Genomic DNA, 16,121 nt, shown 5'->3' with positions numbered 1-16,121 from the left:
TTTTAGATGTGTAATGGGTTGATATGTTCGGCCTCAAATATACAGCAGCTTTTTTAAAGGCGCACGTAATAGCAGTGGCTTGCATTGTAAAATATTAGTATCATATTAGGGCATGAATAAGCACGTTGTATTAATAGTACTTTTTTGGGCCGGGTTAATAGTTTCGGCCATAAACCCGCACGATTATTTTACCTGGTTACTGGAAGTTTTCCCGGCTATATTGGGTTTTATTGTACTTGTGCTTACTTACAGGCGCTTTCAGTTTAGCTACTTAACCTATGTAATGATACTGGTGCATTGTTATGTGCTATTCGTAGGCGGCCATTATACTTATGCCGAAGTACCGGCCTTTAACTGGTTGCGCGATACGTTTCACCAGGCGCGTAATAATTATGATAAGGTAGGGCACTTTACCCAGGGCTTTGTGCCGGCTATGATAACCCGCGAGCTTTTCATCCGACTTAATGTTGTACAAAAAAGAACATGGATGGCGTTTTTAACCGTTTGCGTATGCACTACAATTAGTGTGCTGTACGAATTTTTAGAATGGTTTGTATCTGTGGTATCGGGCCAATCGGGCGATTCGTTTTTGGGCACGCAGGGTTACGTTTGGGATACACAGTCGGACATGCTGTACGCCATGATAGGCGCTATTTGCATGGTAGTATTTATGGCTAAAGCGCAGGATAGGGCTGTGGCCAAATTGCAGGCAGCGTAATAGCCTCTATACGGTTTCAACATAGTTGATGATAAACTTAGCCAGTTGCTCTTGTTCGGTAACGCTCAAAATTTCGCCGTCGTAGATCCAGTAGCCTTGTGCATCAAACAGTATCCGGCCCAGGTAATCGGGGTTCTCTTCAAAGGCCGTAAACAATTCATAGCTCTGCACCGGTCCCTTATTTTCAAGATCAGGAACGATCCGCACTATCTCATCAGGACCGCTTTTGCGCTTTACCCAAGCCTTAGCCTCCCTGATCAACTCAATATTCTTCATCATGATAAAACAAATGTCGAAATTATTTTCTCATTTGTCGCATAAAATACTAAAATAATTAGTATTTATTATAATGGGTTTGAGATAGGAAGCGTCATATTAAATATCGGCAATAATAAAGCGATGACGATAAGCGCCATGCAGCGGAATAGCACAGTTTAAGAAACCAATTGAATTGTAACAGTATGATATTTACCTATATACCTCAATTTACGAATACGATTTCGTTAATAAATACACTGAAAAGTAACCCGGTTATTCTTTAAATAAATAGATTTGATTTAAGCGATACTACTTGCTCATTAGTTTAACCAATTGCCTGATACCTACCAGCCACGGTAAGTAAACATTTTTTAAAAACTACAATTTTCCCGAAAAGAGGTCAATGGCTTTGCTATATAATTGCTCGTGTGTGCCTGGTATTTTTTATACCTGTTTAATATGCAACCAATTAAACTATAAATATGAAAAGAAGAATTATTACATCAGGGGTTATGCTTGCCATGGCAGGTATTATGCTGGGATCGTGCCAGAAAGAAGACGGAGCCAAAACGGAAGTACCTGCGGCTAACAACGAGTCGGCAGCTCACAACAAGCTTACTATCGCCGCGGTTAACAGTACCTGGAACATTGACTGGAATAACAAAACCAATGGAGCTACTTATACCAGTAGCCAGGCTAACGGCGATTTTGGTAATGTGAGCGGCTGGAACGATAGCAGGGCCTATACAACTAACGGAAAAGACGGCACGGTGGGAAGCCGTGTTACTTTACTTCCGGGGCAATTATCCGGGGCGGGCGGATTGGTGGCTAATTCGGTTATACAAGCGGGTGCAGCCTATGAAATGGATTACGACGTTAAGTTTCACAGCCAGTTTAACTGGAGCAGGGGAGGTAAGGTAGGTTTTGGATTTGGGATTGGTGAACACAATACCGGCGGCGATGCAGCCTGGGACGGAAACGGCGGTACATTACGGTTAATGTGGTACTCGCCGGATTCGAACCCCGGCAGGGTTTACTTTCAGCCGTATTTGTATTACAAGGACATGAACGGCGGGCCATCATCAGGGAATAACTTTGGCGATACCTTTGGGAAAACCTACCCAACAACCGGCGCATTGGTTAAAGGCCAATGGTATCACGTGCATTTATATATAAAAAGCAATACCGGTTCTAATACAGACGGGCATGTACAAATTGTTATTGACGGGAATATAATACTCGATCAAAACATCAGGTGGACCACCAATGACTCTAAGAGGATGATAGATCAGTTAACGTTCCATACCTTCCGCGGCGGCAGCCAGTCTTATTGGACAGCCAACACAACAGATTATATTTATTATGATAATTTAAAAGTCCATAGAATAAACTAATTAATAATAAAATAGGCCTGCTATTATTAGCAGGCCTATTTTGCTTTGATTGTATAGGTCGGACTAACGCTTACTCAATTCAAGAAAATAGTTGATAAACTTTTGATTGCTGTAATCAGCAGCGCCTTCATGGCGGATAACGATCTTGCCGGTTTTGTCGACAACAAACGTGGTGGGGATAGAACCTGTTAAAAAGCCATCTGGAATTGGGCCTGCAAAACTGTAAACAGGTAACTGGTAGCCATTCTTACTCATAAACGGCACCGATTTGTTAAACTTTCCATCTACATCAACGGTTAATATTAAAACATTGCGGTTATTCTTAAATTGCTTATAAAGAGTATTTATGGAGGGCATTTCTGCAATGCACGGCGGGCACCAGGGCGCCCAAAAGTTAACGAAAACCACCTTCCCTTTTTGTTCCTTCAAATTCACTAAGGTGCCGTCGGCAGATTTTAAAGTAAGATCGGGGATATAGGCGAATGCTTCATTGCCGGCCGGTTCATATTTAACAGGCGGCTGAAAAAGCCCCACTTTCATAAGGCCTTTAACTAAATAAGCCTTAGCCTGCGGGCTTATAAATACCACAATCACAAAAACAAACATTGCAGCGGTTGTAATATTTGACCAGCTTATTATCTTTTTCTTCATTTCTAAATAGTGATATCCCATACAAAACACGGGCATGATTACAAACTTATAGCAAAAGACTTAAATATTGTAACATCAACGGCTTCTTATTTTTTTGGTTTTGACAGTGTCTGGTTCGGGTGGTTTTGCCGGATGTTCTGAAATGTGCGCTAATTTTGCGCGAAGCCAATGCGTAGTTGAATGATGTAACGGTACCAATATGCCGGCCAGTATAACAAGTATCAGTAGTTCTATCACCGGTAAATGGTCGCTTATAAGCTGCACAAACGGATGAACCAGCAACGTTATAAACTCAAAACTAAATAATAACGAGAGCACGCTCATAAACTCAATCACCTTTCGATGAACGCGGCTTTTGCTCAGTATCAGCAAAACCAAAAAGAAAAAGGGAATAAACAGGGCTATACCAATAAGCTGCAGATTAATAATTCTTCTTTGTGCCTCTTTTGCTTGTTGCTCGGCTTTTTCCTGCTGGCGCTCTGCTTCATTAAAACTAAGGGTTTGTATCTCTTTTACCTTTTCGGCATTAAACATACTGTCTTTAGCAGCCATGGCTATTTTATAGTATGCCAACTCCTGGTGTTCATCTTTCCCGCGATAGTACTGGGTAAGCAGATCGCTGGCAGTATAAATACCCTCGGCATACGAGGCTTTTTGCGCGGTTTTGAGCGCTACTGATGCATAGTAACGGCTCGAGTCGGGCTGACTGTTTTTAATATATAACTGGGCTATGCTATTATAAGTATCAACAATGGCTATTTGATCATCATTTTCAATGGCGTATCGTATGCTTAGCCGGTAATACTCCAGCGACATTGGCGCATTGCCCATTTTATAGTTTATATCACCCAAAATAGAAAGCGTATTGGGCATTGTGCTTTTATCATTTAAAAGGTGCTGTATGCCGTATGCCTGCAGCTCGTAATGTAATGCCGAATCAATTTTGTTTAGTTTTAGGTAGCAGTTACCAATATTGGATAGTACTATACTAATCCTTCTCCTGTCATGAAGTGCCTCGGCAACCGCTTTCGCTTTAAAATGATAGGTGAGGGCTTTAACGTTATCGCCCTGGTCAGAGTAAATAATGCCTATATCATTAAGGCTTTTTAGCACCCCTAAGCGGTCGTTTATTTCTTCGCGTAACCTTAACGAGTTAAGCAAAAATAACAGCGCGCGGTCATACCTGCCGTTTTTCCAAAAAACAACACCCAGTCTGTTAAGACAGTTACCCTCACCTTCTTTATAGCCTATTTTCCTGGATAGATCAAGTCCCCGTTGCGCGTATATTAAAGCACTATCGGGCCTTGTAGATTGTACTTTTAAACTCTTGTTACGTAATAGCTCAACAGTTGCTGAATCGGCTGAAAATTTAAGCGTATTCGTTTTTGTATTCTGAGCAAATAGAAACGTGTTCGCACACGTTAGGAGGCATACAAAGGTAAGGGTTACCCTGTTTGTTAAATTCAGGTGCATATGTTTTCATACCCCCTCAACCAGGGCAGCGGTTATAAGATAAAATACTTACATTAATCCTCGCCGGGTTCTTCCGTTAGGTCCTGATCATCAACTGATGCAATTTCGTTGGTAACTGCCGATGGATCGATCTGACCTTCAATAGCGGATGCCTGTGTATCGCTCTGCATGGTAGCCTGAGTTTTACCCATTGAGGTGTTTTTGTTCAATATAGCCATGATAATGAGTATTTAATTAATGCCTGTTTTTAGTAGTTTTTGGCTTATTTTATAATATTAAATATAAATAATTAATAGTTAAAAATCAACACATTAACAAATATACACTACACAATTTTGTAACAAAAAACTACACACTTTTGCTATCAATTAAGTTCAGGCAAGCACAGTCCGGTATTCTGTTGTACCTTAAACCTTCGCCATATCAAAAGGTAGTTTTCTTATTCGTTTACTGGTAAGGTCAAAAATTGCATTGGTTAAAGCCGGCGCGAAGGCAGGTAAACCCGGTTCGCCCACACCACCTGCATCAGCATCATTTTCCATGATGTATACGTCTATCGGTGGGATATCTGCTATCCTCGGCATTTTATAATCGTAGAAATTCGTCTGCTCAACTAATCCGTCCTTAAAGGTGATCTCGTGGATGGTAGCCGCGCCAAGTGCCATAACAACGCTTCCTTCTACCTGGGCCTTTATAATATCGGGGTTTACATACCAGCCGCAATCCATAACGGCCCATACGTGGTCAATCTTAAGTTTGCCGTCTGCCTTTCTGGATACCTTTACAATCTGGCCAACAGTGCTCGAAAAACATTCTGTTATAGCTACGCCGTAACCCTCATTTTTCTTCCTGTTTTTCCATCCCGAAACCTCTTCCATTTTGTCTATCAGGCGCTGGCTTCTTTCATCCTTCAAATACTGTCTTCTAAAGGCAAGCGGGTCTTTCCCGGCCTCGTGTGCCAGTTCGTCCACAAAACTTTCGTAGGCGAAACCATTTGTTGAAGCGTACACCGATCGCCACCACATGGTAGGTACGGGCGTTTCAAACGGCACATCAGCAAAGCTGATGTTTTTAATAGTTTCAAAATACGGAGGTAAAAACCCTTCGGCAGTACTATCATTGGCTACATCCTTTTTACCACCCATAAAATGGTTGTGGTTTTGCCCGGCCATTCTAAATTTTACCGCGCTGATCTCGCCATTTGTAATCACACCCTGTGCCCTGTACGACATCCCCGGGCGATACGGCCCTTGTGTTGCATCATCTTCCCTTGTCCAAACAACCTGCACGGGGGCGCCTATCTTTTTAGAGATCATGGTTGCCTCGTGGGGGTAATCCAAAAAAGCCTTTCGACCAAAACCACCACCCAAAAAAGTCATATTAACAAACACTTTTTCTTTAGGGAACCCCGTTTGTTTACTCAGGTATTCCTGCACCCAATCCGGTGCCTGTATCGGCCCCCAGATCTCTAATTTATCCTTTTGATAATGCGCGATGCAATTTACGGGCTCCATACAACTGTGCGACTGATAGGGCGTTTGGTAAATCACATCTAATGTTTTCTTAGCTTTTGCTATGATCCCGTCAGGGTCGCCTTGTTTTTTAAAAGAGAGGCCTTCTTTTGTTGCCAGTTCTTCGTGCTGGCGTTTATAAATGTCGGCGGTGTTCACGTGCTCAAAGCCGGTATCGTCCCACTCTACACGCAAAGCTTTTTTCCCCTGTATAGCCGCCCATGTGCTATTGGCCACCACAGCCACACCTTCTCGGGTGGTATTAAAAACATCCATCTGCACCTTAAAAACATCCGTAACACCGGGTATTTTCCGGGTGGCGGTATCATCAAAGCTTTTCACTTTTCCGCGCAAGCGGGGGTTGCGCTCTACAGTGGCATACAACATGCCGGGCAATCGCTTATCCAGCCCAAATATCGCGGCGCCATTGGTTTTTAACGGCGTATCTTGCCGGTGAAGGGGCTTGCCAACCAGTTTATATTCCGACCGTTTTTTTAGTACGACATTCTCAGGTGTTTTCAGTTTGGATGCATCTACAACCAGTTCGCCGTAATGGTATTTTTTGCCCGATGGGCGATGGATAACATGGCCCGATGCAGCGTAACATTCCGTTGCCGGAACATTCCATTTGGCGGCTGCCGCGGTTATCAGCATTAAACGTGCTGTGGCGCTTAGCTTGAGTAAGTTTTTATAAGATCCCCGTATGGTAGAACTGCCGCCCGTTATCTGGCTGCCATATTTATCCTGGTTCCCCTGCGCGAAAACAATGTTAACATCCTTAAGATCTACTTCCAGTTCTTCGGCTATTATTTGCGGAACCGACTGGTACGAGCCCTGGCCCATTTCTGCACGGTGGTTGAAGATGGTAACCTTGCCGTCGGTATCAATGCGGATCCAGGCGTTAAGCTCAATATCCGAAGCCGCGGCGCCATCCGCAGCTACTATCTTCGAACTTTTGGCGTTCGACGGGAAATAAAACCCTAAACAAAGCGCTGTACCGGTAAGCCCGGCAGCCCTCAAAAAATTTCTTCTTGATACATTACTTGTACTCATGGTAAACAAGTTATTGGTTTGATGATCGTTTATAATAACACAACCCTATTTTCCTTTGGGGGCATAGGCACCTGTTGTAAGCCAGGTTATCCATGCTTTTTTAAATGCAGCATGGCTCATTGGTGGTAAGGTACGGCCCTCGCCCGGGTTCCAGCCGGCCAAAACAAGGCCATCATCTGCATGCTCAATTAATTGCTGCATGTTTTTGTTGCCGTTTTGTTTTGGGTCTATAAGTTGCTTGGCCAGTTGACGGGGCGTTCTACCCTGGAAAACCATCTTCATATCAGCCGGTGGTAAATGCCAGTTAGGGTTGCCCGGCGGCGTGTGCAGTCCCGGGGTATTAGTTGCCTGGTGGCAGTTAGCGCACTTCATGGCGTAAACACCCTTACCATCAACACCCCTTTGTGGCGACATGGTGTGCAGCTGGCTCTCATCGCCCTGCAGCGGGATGTTTCCCGATGGATGGCAGTTCATACAGCGGGCGCTCATTAATACGGTATATACCTGCTTAAAAGCTTTAACAGAGGCTATGCTGTCCTTTTTTATCACTAACGACTTGGTATCGCCGGCTATTGGTTCGGTTTTCTTATTCAGGCCGAAAGCCATTATGCCAACCATACATAACAGGACACCAATAACAGCGACCGCTTTTATTGGCAACAGGTAGCGCTTTTGTGTATTTAATTGCTTTTTCATTTGCTCGCGCTCTCCTTTCTTTGAATTTCGGCGGCCAGGTGAATGGCCTTACGGATGCGCAGATAGGTACCACAACGGCATATGTTACCGGCCATGGCGCTGTCAATGTCATCATCGGTAGGGTTGGGGTTTTCTTTTAACAAAACCGCTGCCGACATGATCTGGCCCGAATGGCAATACCCGCATTGCGGAACATTCTCTTCATTCCAGGCTACCTGTGCGGGGTGGTTATTGTCTGCCGACAAACCTTCTATGGTTACTATCTTTTGTCCTTCGGCGCGGCTAACCTTGGTGACACACGACCGTACCGCTTCGCCGTTTAAATGCACAACGCAGGCCCCGCACTGTGCTACGCCACAGCCGTATTTAGTGCCTGTTAACCCGATGATATCTCGTATCACCCATAACAAAGGCATATTGGGGTCGGCATCCACCTGGTATGCTTTCTGGTTTACATTTAGATTGATCATTTTGATAAATATTTTAGATAGTAGGTTTATAAACAGGTGCTTATATATTAGAATGCCAGAAGGCTTAAACAAATATACTTTTTTATAAATCCTTTTTTATGTGATTTTAAAATAAAAACAGGCCGCCCCATAACATACATAAAGGTCATCATTGGTTAAGATTCCCTCCCTTGGGAGGGGCGTGTAGGAATGTGTAGTGGCAGGGAGGGGTTTATTCGCCATGCTTTACGCCGAAACCCCTCCCTGCACCCTCCCGTTGGGAGGGAATCGCGCAAGCCCCATGCTTTGTGTCTACTCAATTGGCTATTCCCCTCTCTTGAAAGGGGTTAAACTTATCTTCCCCCAAAAGATGCAAACTGCAAACTAATAACTGCCAACTGGTTAAGGGTGTGTTCTTAAATATGTTTAATATGAAAAGCAAAGGCAGTGGTACTATCCCAAGGTAGCCCCGCTTTCCCTCCAAGCCGCTGATAGAAGCGGACTTTCCGTACAATCGGGTTTAGGTGGGCAGGGGTAGTGGCTGAAATGTTAGGCACACGCGGCGCGTGTGCGCCAGCATAGGCGACTGGGAGTATCAAACCTAAAAAATATTCTCGCCTTAGAAATGAGTTAACTCTTCTTCGAATCTACAATTATTTTAAAGTATCTCTGAGGAATCTCTGATGCTAATATTTTATTTGAGATAATTAATTTTTCAATTTTTTCCTTATTAATATTTTCTATGTTTACAATAGTACTGGCAAATGTTCTTACATTGCTTTTGAAGTCTTGTAACGCGTCGAGATCCCAAACTCGCATATCATCACTTATATTTACTTTAGAATTCTTAACTTTTACCGGCTGTAATGTTACTGGTATATATTTTGTGTAAGGATATCTGGTTTTAAACCACTCGACTGAACCCAAAAGTTGATTGATATTGTCTCGTGTAATTTCTTTATGAATTGCTTGAGACTTTGCTTCTAATATTAAATACACATCATTTGATAATGCCCATAAAACATCAGGCCCATTGCCAGTTTCTTTTTCGGGCTGCATTGTATAAAAACCAATTAGATGACCAATCATTGCCAATGACTGTTCAAATTCATTCGAAGTTATATCTGGATTATATTGTAACAAATTTAAATTTCTGTCAACCTCGTAATAATAATCCTGAATTCTATCATATTCTTTGATTGCCTCCAGTAGCGCGCTAGATTGTGCCTTTACTGGTTTTAATTTCTTTATTATTATATTATTTACTGGAGTTAAAAGTCCAATTGTTTCTTCACTTGCTTTAACTTGCATATTATTGGATTCGTCTTTGTCTCCCAAATAAAGCAACTGAGCTATTAATTGAAAATACCAACCCCTCTCTTTTTCCTTTAAATTGTATGGATTGGCATTAATAATATGTTCATTTAGATAATTGCCTGATTGTATATATTGTTTTTTATAGAATTTTTCCATTGCTTCAACTTCAATCTTAGCTAGGTACAGCAACTTTTTTCTACTTTCAGTATTGCTTGTAATAGAATTTATTTCATCCATTTTTTGGACGTGGTAATCATGCCAATCTTCGTTATCGACCAAACATAGATTTGCAGTATCCTCTATAACTTTTAAAGAATTCTCTTCTTTAGGTGTTTCTAATAGTTCTAAACCGATTTCCAATTGTTTTTTAGTAGTTGGAGTAAAATAATTTAAATATTCTTTATACCCCACAAAACTTATAAGATCATCATTAAGTAAGTAGATTACGCTGTAATCACCACCTGATCTAGTTGATCGACCCAAACCTTGTTCAATTATTTGGGCTTTTTTACTAGCAAAAAACGAATCTAATTTTGATTCAAGATACCTTTCTCTTAAACTGTCATAAGCGGGTAACCCGTCTAAAACAAGGACTCTACATAAATTATTATGTAAATCAACCCCCTCATATCTACCAACAAAAATTAAGAAATTATCATTGGATATTTTTAATTTATCAATAGAATTAGAAATATTCTCTTTTAAAACAATTTTTCCGCCATAGGTTTCCCATATTTTTGCCTTTGCAGTAGAAGAAACGAGGACAACAGTATTGTAACCCTTTTTAGGATAATTTGATATAAAATCATAAATTTCCTCTTTTTGTAATTTGGAATCAAATCGCTTTGGTGATAATATTAACCTCTTACCAACATCTGTGCTATTTTTTGGATTTATAGGATTAAGAACGCTATTGTAATCAATATTTAAATCTTTTATTAAGTCGTAATCATCCTCAAAAGTGGCAGAAAGGATATATCTATGCTTCGCCTCATGAAAAGGTTTTAGCTCTTGGATGGGAACATGAATTGGTGAAATTTCTATCTTTGATCCATTTATATAGCAATCATAAGATAATGATTGATTTTCAAAAAACTTCCATTTGTAAAGGATCTCAGGATCTTTAATTTTTTCCGTAATTATTTTTATAACTGAAGTATGTTTATCTAGCCATGACCAGTACGGGACTTTATAAGTCGAACTCATTGGATCTCCCAACTCTAACAATCGATAGGCCCCTGGAGCCTGTTGATTTAAATCATCACTAAATAATTGAAATATTCTATTTCCCAATTCACTATCACGATCGACAGAAATTGTCGCTTGGGTTCGCGCTATATCTAAGCATTTATGGGCATCGTCTATTAAAATCGCACCTATCTGAATATTGTCCCTAATAAAAACAGATAATCCATTAAATAACTTATGAAAAGTTGTAATTAATATCGCTTCTGCATTTTTATATTTTAAAGGAATATGATTATTTTCTTCTTCAAATAAGCAAACGGGTATCCCATATAATTGAGCTTGCTGAAAAGTTTGATCTACAAGATGTTTATCTGGACATAAATACAATGATGGTAATTTTGTTTCAATCATTTTTGAATAAAGCATCAATAACCCTACTAATGTCTTCCCTGATCCAGTACTCATTTTGCAAATAATATCTCTTTGCTCCCTAGTACTATTCCAAGTAGTTAATACTTCTTGTTGAGTAGCTCGTAAATATCCATACTCTTCCTTAAATCGACATCTTTTGTAAAGTTCTACTGGATCTATTGGCAAATTTGATTTTGCACCTTCATTAAGTTTACTTTTAAAAATATTCATGCTTAACTTTAAATATCTAAGGTAGTCCCATTTATTCAAACAACTATTTAATAGGCGAAAAATAATTTTGTTACTTCTTTTGCCACCAGTCAAAGTTTACAACTTCGTCCTTCGCTCGCGCACGCGTATGCTTTCGCCTCATGAAAATTCGAGTCTCAATCACTGGTCGAAGTTTAAATCTCAATCTTAAATGTATGCTTAGAAGCTTATTTTAATGGCAAATTTCTCAATCTAATGATGTTACTATCAATTTCTTCAAACAAGTATAGATATCTCTTCTTGCTTTTTGTTGAACGTAACATCACTTGTTTAGATAATGAAATTCCTTCTTTTCTTATAGGAAATAAATTGCGAGTTTTTATAAACTCAGCGATGTCATCAAAGGTACCCGACCTATTATCATTATTAATTAATGCTAAGACGATGGCTTCATGAAGTGTCAACAGGTTTTTCATAGCTAAGATTTAAGTTGTATAAAGGTACTAATTACTTAACTTCAAACACTCTCAGCTCGACTACAAAGATTTGGGTTACCTAATCACTCTTCCTTGTATTAAAGCTAAACATTTATGGAAGAGCGAAAAACTGCCGCTATTGTATTAGGTACTATTGCTTTGATTGTCATTTTCTTCGCCGTGATACTGCCCAAGGCACGCCATAGCGGTACTCAGACTATCTCTTTCAGGCAATGCACCGTGAATTTTGTATATGGAAACGAAGGGGTAGATTCTGATATCTACAGTGCTGCGCAAAATAAATTGGGATTGTGTTTATGTAACTATTATCAGCAAAAGCCGGATACGGCTGTAGCGAATCGCATTATCCAAATTTATAGTAAGTACGACAATAATTATGCGGACAGCCTTCACCTGTTCAATAATATTGATAGTATTATCAAACACAAAAGCAATCTATTAGACACAATGATACTTGTAGAATAAGTAAGCCTAATTTAGTGAGGCTTCCCATTTAAATACCATCACCACCCCTTACCCAAAACTCTTATCATCTGCCGATGGCCCGTAGATTGATGGCACGTCGATATCATTTAGGCGCATGTAAACAGTGAGTTGCCCGCGGTGGTGCACCCAATGGTTTAGGGTAGAGCCGAGCGTATCGTGTTTGTTTGAGGTGAACAGGGTTTGTCCGTTGGCTTTCAGGTAAAAGGGTTTTTCCATGTCGCCTTCTGTTAGGGCTTGCAGGGCCTGTTTGGCCTGTGCAACGTTTTGGTGAAAATGATCTACCACTTCCTGCGTGGTTTTAGCCTCGATGTGTTTAAAGGTGGCGAAGTCTATTTCCTGGTCGCGGGCTACAACGGCAATCCACAAGGGGATCTCGGCCACCAGCAGGGTTAAGTACCCCAGTTCCATTGATTTTTCGTGCGGTTTCCAGCCAAATAGGTCTGTGGGAATGCGTTCCAAACATTTAAGGGTGGAGGGTACCTCGGCTTCCAGCTCTTTGATATACTCCTGTGCTAAAAATACATCGTTCATGGCATTGTGGTTTTTTGATTAACACATGCCGGTGAAAATGGTTCGGGGAAAATCATAAAAAGAGGCGAGAGGGCCATCTTAATTTCAGATGAAACACAGAAATATCTTTATTTTAAACATGCCCCGCCCTTCCCACCCGGGCAGGTAGCTAAACCAAAATCAGCACTAAAACACTCGTCACAAAATCAAGTTTTCCTACGTGGATTCGAACCACGATCTTCTGAACCAAAATCAGGCGTGCTACCATTGCACCATAGGAAAATCTATCCCGTGGAAATAAAAGGACTTGAACCTTTAACCGACACCGTATAAGGGTGCTGCTCTAACCAATTGAGCTATATTTCCTTTATAATCAGTAGGGTAACCCGGACTCGAACCGGGAGCCTCCTGCTTCCAAAGCAGGTAATCCAACCAATTGATATACTACCCTGAAAATGCTCCTAAAACAAAAAATCCCCTTAGAAACTATCTAAGAGGATTTACGAATTTGCTGTTATTTTTTCCATACATACCCATTCACCTCCGATAGATCGGTTGCGGCAATTGTATTTGTATTGTTGTTGTTTTCATGGCACAATGATACACATTATTTTAATAAATAAAGAAAAAATCTTTATTTATATTTATTTAGATATTTCCTTGTTGTTGTATGTATAATTATTGTTCAGTTTTTTCGCCCGGAGGTAAGAGCTTCAATCGCTGGCCAATGCTGAGCCGGAAGAGTGTTCCACTTGGAACAAAATGGAACGCGCTAATAAATGGTGATTTACCTATAAATTGGGTGCTTTTATTTAAATGCTGACTAATGAATTAAAAAAAGTCAATTTTTAAGTATTTGATTTTTAGTGTGTTCCATTTGTTCCACGCGTTCCATTTCAAAAATGGAACACCCGAATACCCGATGATATGCAACGATGTTTTAGATGAACTAAAAGGGGCGGTTTTGGTGCTATTTTAGTCGAAATATTGTATATTTATTTATCTTTTTTCTACTCCTTTTTTTCTAAATAGAACACCGTTAGCTTATATTGATTTTGACACCCTAAAATCTGAAGCGTATGATAAAGATCTCTGATATCGGAAAAAGCTACCATATGGATGAACTGGATATCGTAGCATTAAAAAAAATGTCCCTCGAGGTTAATGAAGGCGAATTTGTGGCGATAATGGGCCCATCAGGCTGCGGGAAAACAACCCTGCTAAACATCCTGGGCTTCCTGGACGACCCGGATAGCGGAAGCTATGTTTTCGAAGGCATGGAAGTAACGCATGCCAATGAGCGTAAACGCGCAGACCTGCGTAAGCGAAATGTAGGCTTCCTATTCCAGAACTTCAATCTAATAGATGACCTCACCATATTTGAAAATGTGGAATTGCCTATGATATACACCGGTTTACCAACTTCGGTACGTGCAAAACGGACGGAAGAAATATTGGATAGAATGCATATTGATGAGCGCCGAAAAACCTATCCACAGCAGTTGTCGGGCGGTCAGCAGCAGCGTGTTGCACTGGCAAGGGCGGTAGTAAACAAGCCTAAACTGATCCTTGCAGATGAGCCCACAGCAAATTTAGACCATGACAACGGCAGGCAAGTTATGGAGCTACTGGACGAACTGAATAAAGACGGGGTGACTATCATTATGGTTACCCACTCAGAAAACGATGCCAGGTATAGTCACCGGGTTATCCGGTTGCCTGATATTCCGATACCTGTTAAAAAAATAACAGGTAAATAATGCTCGTCTTATGCTGCTCTTCTATATGAAACAAGGTTAAAAAAATCGGCTTAACAAGTAATCCTATCTTACTCATTAAACCGATCTGTTGTTTTCTACAATTTACTTTTAACCCGCAAAGGATTAAAGACCGTCACTGGTTATTGTAACCGTTCCAAGATCTTTTACAGAGCCGTTCTCAACAATAACATTATCTATGATCTTGGCGGCATAAGGCGCTACGGGTACAAAGTTAACACTGTAAGTACCGGGGGCTAATCCCGGAAAATAGAATTTACCGGTAGCGTCTGTAACTGTTCCAACGGTATCAGTCCCCATAATTGCATATACTTTAGAATAAGCGGCAGCGGGAGTTACTATACCTGTCATCGCGCCCGATACTGCAGCCGGGATGGCCCTTATTACCGGCTTTAAATTGTATTTACCGTTGCCGGTTGTGACAATGGATTGTGCCGCATCAAAGTCAAGTAATAGGGTGTAACCAATGCCTGCTTTAAGGTCATCCTGCACTTTTAGCTTCACACCTGAAGTTTGCCCGCTCGGGGTGTTCAGATCGTACGAAATTCCATTAATAACCACTTTGTTGCCGGTATTATTCAGCACTAAGCGTACCTCCTGTAAGCGCCCGGCCGGAACATCAACACCTGCCAGTACAGTGTCTTTACCGTTTCTAAAACGCAGGATGTCAATTGGAGTTCCATTAACGTCTACGGTTTTTTCTCCACCCGATGAAAGGATAACAACTTGCTTAATGTTTAATATTACGGCATCATAAGCTCCCGGCGCATCAGTTAACTTGACGGTAACACGGGTAGTACCTGCTGAACTTGAACTATCTTTTTTGCAGGAGGCGAAACCCAAACCTAAAAGGGCAACGGAAAATAAAAGTAACTTTTTCATGGTATTTGTTTTTTATAGTATGCCATTTTAAACGCCATAAAAGGGGTAATGTTTTAAATTCCCCTTCTTGCTTCCTGGTTGGCTATCATAAATATGCTTCGGAAATTGAGTTATTTGGCAGACCTGGCATGTGTATGGAAATTATGCTGATCAGTCAGAAGAAGCGATGAGTGAGTTGTTAGAGGCAGATATCATCGTCATTAGTGTTCCGGTATATAATTTCCATTCCACCTTAAAGGCCTGGATCGACCATATTGTAAGGGGTGGCCGCACGATTAAATTTGACGAGAACGGGGTGGAAGGCCTTGTAAAAAGTAAAAAGATTTACCTGGCTATCAGTTCGAAAGGTGTATACTCTGAAGTTCCTATGAAGCAGTTCGACTTTGTGAAGCCCTATTTGCGGTATGTTCTGGGTTATATGGGTATGACAGATGTTACCGTATTACGTGTAGAAGACTCTTCCTTGCCAGACGAACAGCAGATGGCGCTGGAACGTATTTTGGCAGATTTTACTGCTGACCATCGATAACCCCTGTAAAAAATATTCCGCGAAGCGATTACTAATATCGTGTATCTCCTCGGTCTGATTGCAATTACCCCTGTACGAGTTAGATACCCCGCTCTATCTGGGTGCTGAGT

General features: G+C 41.0%; 16 protein-coding genes and 3 tRNA genes. 5 read left to right on the top strand and 14 right to left on the bottom strand.

Annotated elements, in window-relative coordinates:
- The first annotated feature begins 112 nt into the window (after positions 1–112).
- Positions 113–718, top strand: coding sequence for a DUF2238 domain-containing protein (locus NPE20_RS16375; protein WP_256539754.1), 606 nt, complete (start codon positions 113–115; stop codon positions 716–718).
- A gap of 6 nt (positions 719–724) precedes the next feature.
- On the opposite strand, the gene NPE20_RS16370 is transcribed toward NPE20_RS16375, so the two are convergent.
- Entirely contained in the window at positions 725–997 is a 273-nt protein-coding gene (locus tag NPE20_RS16370; RefSeq protein WP_256539753.1) for a hypothetical protein, read from the bottom strand.
- A gap of 461 nt (positions 998–1,458) precedes the next feature.
- On the opposite strand from NPE20_RS16370, the gene NPE20_RS16365 reads away from it, so the two are divergent.
- The gene (locus tag NPE20_RS16365; RefSeq protein ID WP_256539752.1) at positions 1,459–2,370 is read left to right on the top strand and encodes a polysaccharide lyase; all 912 of its coding nucleotides are present in this window, start codon (positions 1,459–1,461) and stop codon (positions 2,368–2,370) included.
- A gap of 63 nt (positions 2,371–2,433) precedes the next feature.
- On the opposite strand, the gene NPE20_RS16360 is transcribed toward NPE20_RS16365, so the two are convergent.
- The 8 genes from NPE20_RS16360 to NPE20_RS16325 all read right to left on the bottom strand — a co-directional run bounded on the left by NPE20_RS16360 (position 2,434) and on the right by NPE20_RS16325 (position 11,805).
- Positions 2,434–3,021 (bottom strand): TlpA family protein disulfide reductase, encoded by a 588-nt coding sequence (locus tag NPE20_RS16360; protein ID WP_256539751.1) that lies wholly within the window; start codon positions 3,019–3,021, stop codon positions 2,434–2,436.
- 75 nt (positions 3,022–3,096) lie between these two features.
- Positions 3,097–4,494 (bottom strand): tetratricopeptide repeat protein, encoded by a 1,398-nt coding sequence (locus NPE20_RS16355; protein ID WP_256539750.1) that lies wholly within the window; start codon positions 4,492–4,494, stop codon positions 3,097–3,099.
- Positions 4,495–4,547: 53 nt separating this feature from the next.
- Positions 4,548–4,712 carry a hypothetical protein gene (locus tag NPE20_RS16350; RefSeq protein ID WP_256539749.1) on the bottom strand — a complete coding sequence of 55 codons (165 nt, stop codon included), beginning with the start codon at positions 4,710–4,712 and terminating at the stop codon, positions 4,548–4,550.
- Between the two features lie 189 nt (positions 4,713–4,901).
- Positions 4,902–7,058 (bottom strand): molybdopterin cofactor-binding domain-containing protein, encoded by a 2,157-nt coding sequence (locus NPE20_RS16345; RefSeq protein ID WP_256539748.1) that lies wholly within the window; start codon positions 7,056–7,058, stop codon positions 4,902–4,904.
- Between the two features lie 45 nt (positions 7,059–7,103).
- Positions 7,104–7,754 (bottom strand): hypothetical protein, encoded by a 651-nt coding sequence (locus NPE20_RS16340; RefSeq protein ID WP_256539747.1) that lies wholly within the window; start codon positions 7,752–7,754, stop codon positions 7,104–7,106.
- Positions 7,751–8,224: a (2Fe-2S)-binding protein gene (locus NPE20_RS16335; protein WP_256539746.1), complete on the bottom strand. Its 474-nt coding sequence runs from the start codon at positions 8,222–8,224 to the stop codon at positions 7,751–7,753. The genes NPE20_RS16340 and NPE20_RS16335 overlap by 4 nt, the downstream gene beginning before the upstream one ends.
- A 609-nt stretch (positions 8,225–8,833) precedes the next feature.
- Positions 8,834–11,350 (bottom strand): DEAD/DEAH box helicase, encoded by a 2,517-nt coding sequence (locus NPE20_RS16330; protein ID WP_256539745.1) that lies wholly within the window; start codon positions 11,348–11,350, stop codon positions 8,834–8,836.
- 206 nt (positions 11,351–11,556) lie between these two features.
- The gene (locus NPE20_RS16325) at positions 11,557–11,805 is read right to left on the bottom strand and encodes a hypothetical protein (RefSeq protein ID WP_256539744.1); all 249 of its coding nucleotides are present in this window, start codon (positions 11,803–11,805) and stop codon (positions 11,557–11,559) included.
- Between the two features lie 114 nt (positions 11,806–11,919).
- Here NPE20_RS16325 and NPE20_RS16320 point away from each other — a divergent pair, with 114 nt between their 5' ends.
- Positions 11,920–12,291: a hypothetical protein gene (locus tag NPE20_RS16320; RefSeq protein ID WP_256539743.1), complete on the top strand. Its 372-nt coding sequence runs from the start codon at positions 11,920–11,922 to the stop codon at positions 12,289–12,291.
- 48 nt (positions 12,292–12,339) lie between these two features.
- Here NPE20_RS16320 and NPE20_RS16315 read toward each other — a convergent pair whose 3' ends face one another.
- The 4 genes from NPE20_RS16315 to NPE20_RS16300 form a co-directional block, all read right to left on the bottom strand.
- Complete coding sequence (locus tag NPE20_RS16315) at positions 12,340–12,843, bottom strand: DinB family protein (protein WP_256539742.1); 504 nt, start codon at positions 12,841–12,843, stop codon at positions 12,340–12,342.
- 190 nt (positions 12,844–13,033) lie between these two features.
- Positions 13,034–13,104, bottom strand: a tRNA-Gln gene (locus NPE20_RS16310).
- Positions 13,105–13,114: 10 nt separating this feature from the next.
- Positions 13,115–13,188: transfer RNA gene (locus tag NPE20_RS16305), tRNA-Ile, on the bottom strand.
- A gap of 11 nt (positions 13,189–13,199) precedes the next feature.
- Positions 13,200–13,273: transfer RNA gene (locus NPE20_RS16300), tRNA-Pro, on the bottom strand.
- 628 nt (positions 13,274–13,901) lie between these two features.
- Between NPE20_RS16300 and NPE20_RS16295 the strand changes: the two genes are divergently transcribed.
- Positions 13,902–14,582, top strand: a complete 681-nt coding sequence (locus tag NPE20_RS16295) for an ABC transporter ATP-binding protein (RefSeq protein WP_256539741.1) — start codon at positions 13,902–13,904, stop codon at positions 14,580–14,582.
- A gap of 123 nt (positions 14,583–14,705) precedes the next feature.
- Here NPE20_RS16295 and NPE20_RS16290 read toward each other — a convergent pair whose 3' ends face one another.
- Positions 14,706–15,482, bottom strand: a complete 777-nt coding sequence (locus NPE20_RS16290; RefSeq protein ID WP_256539740.1) for a DUF4382 domain-containing protein — start codon at positions 15,480–15,482, stop codon at positions 14,706–14,708.
- Positions 15,483–15,612: 130 nt separating this feature from the next.
- On the opposite strand from NPE20_RS16290, the gene NPE20_RS16285 reads away from it, so the two are divergent.
- The gene (locus NPE20_RS16285; RefSeq protein WP_256539739.1) at positions 15,613–16,011 is read left to right on the top strand and encodes an FMN-dependent NADH-azoreductase; all 399 of its coding nucleotides are present in this window, start codon (positions 15,613–15,615) and stop codon (positions 16,009–16,011) included.
- The last annotated feature ends 110 nt before the right edge of the window (positions 16,012–16,121 follow it).

The sequence above is a fragment of the Mucilaginibacter aquariorum genome (genome assembly GCF_024498135.1).
GTDB lineage: Bacteria > Bacteroidota > Bacteroidia > Sphingobacteriales > Sphingobacteriaceae > Mucilaginibacter > Mucilaginibacter aquariorum.
This window is presented reverse-complemented; position numbering and strand designations above follow the sequence as displayed.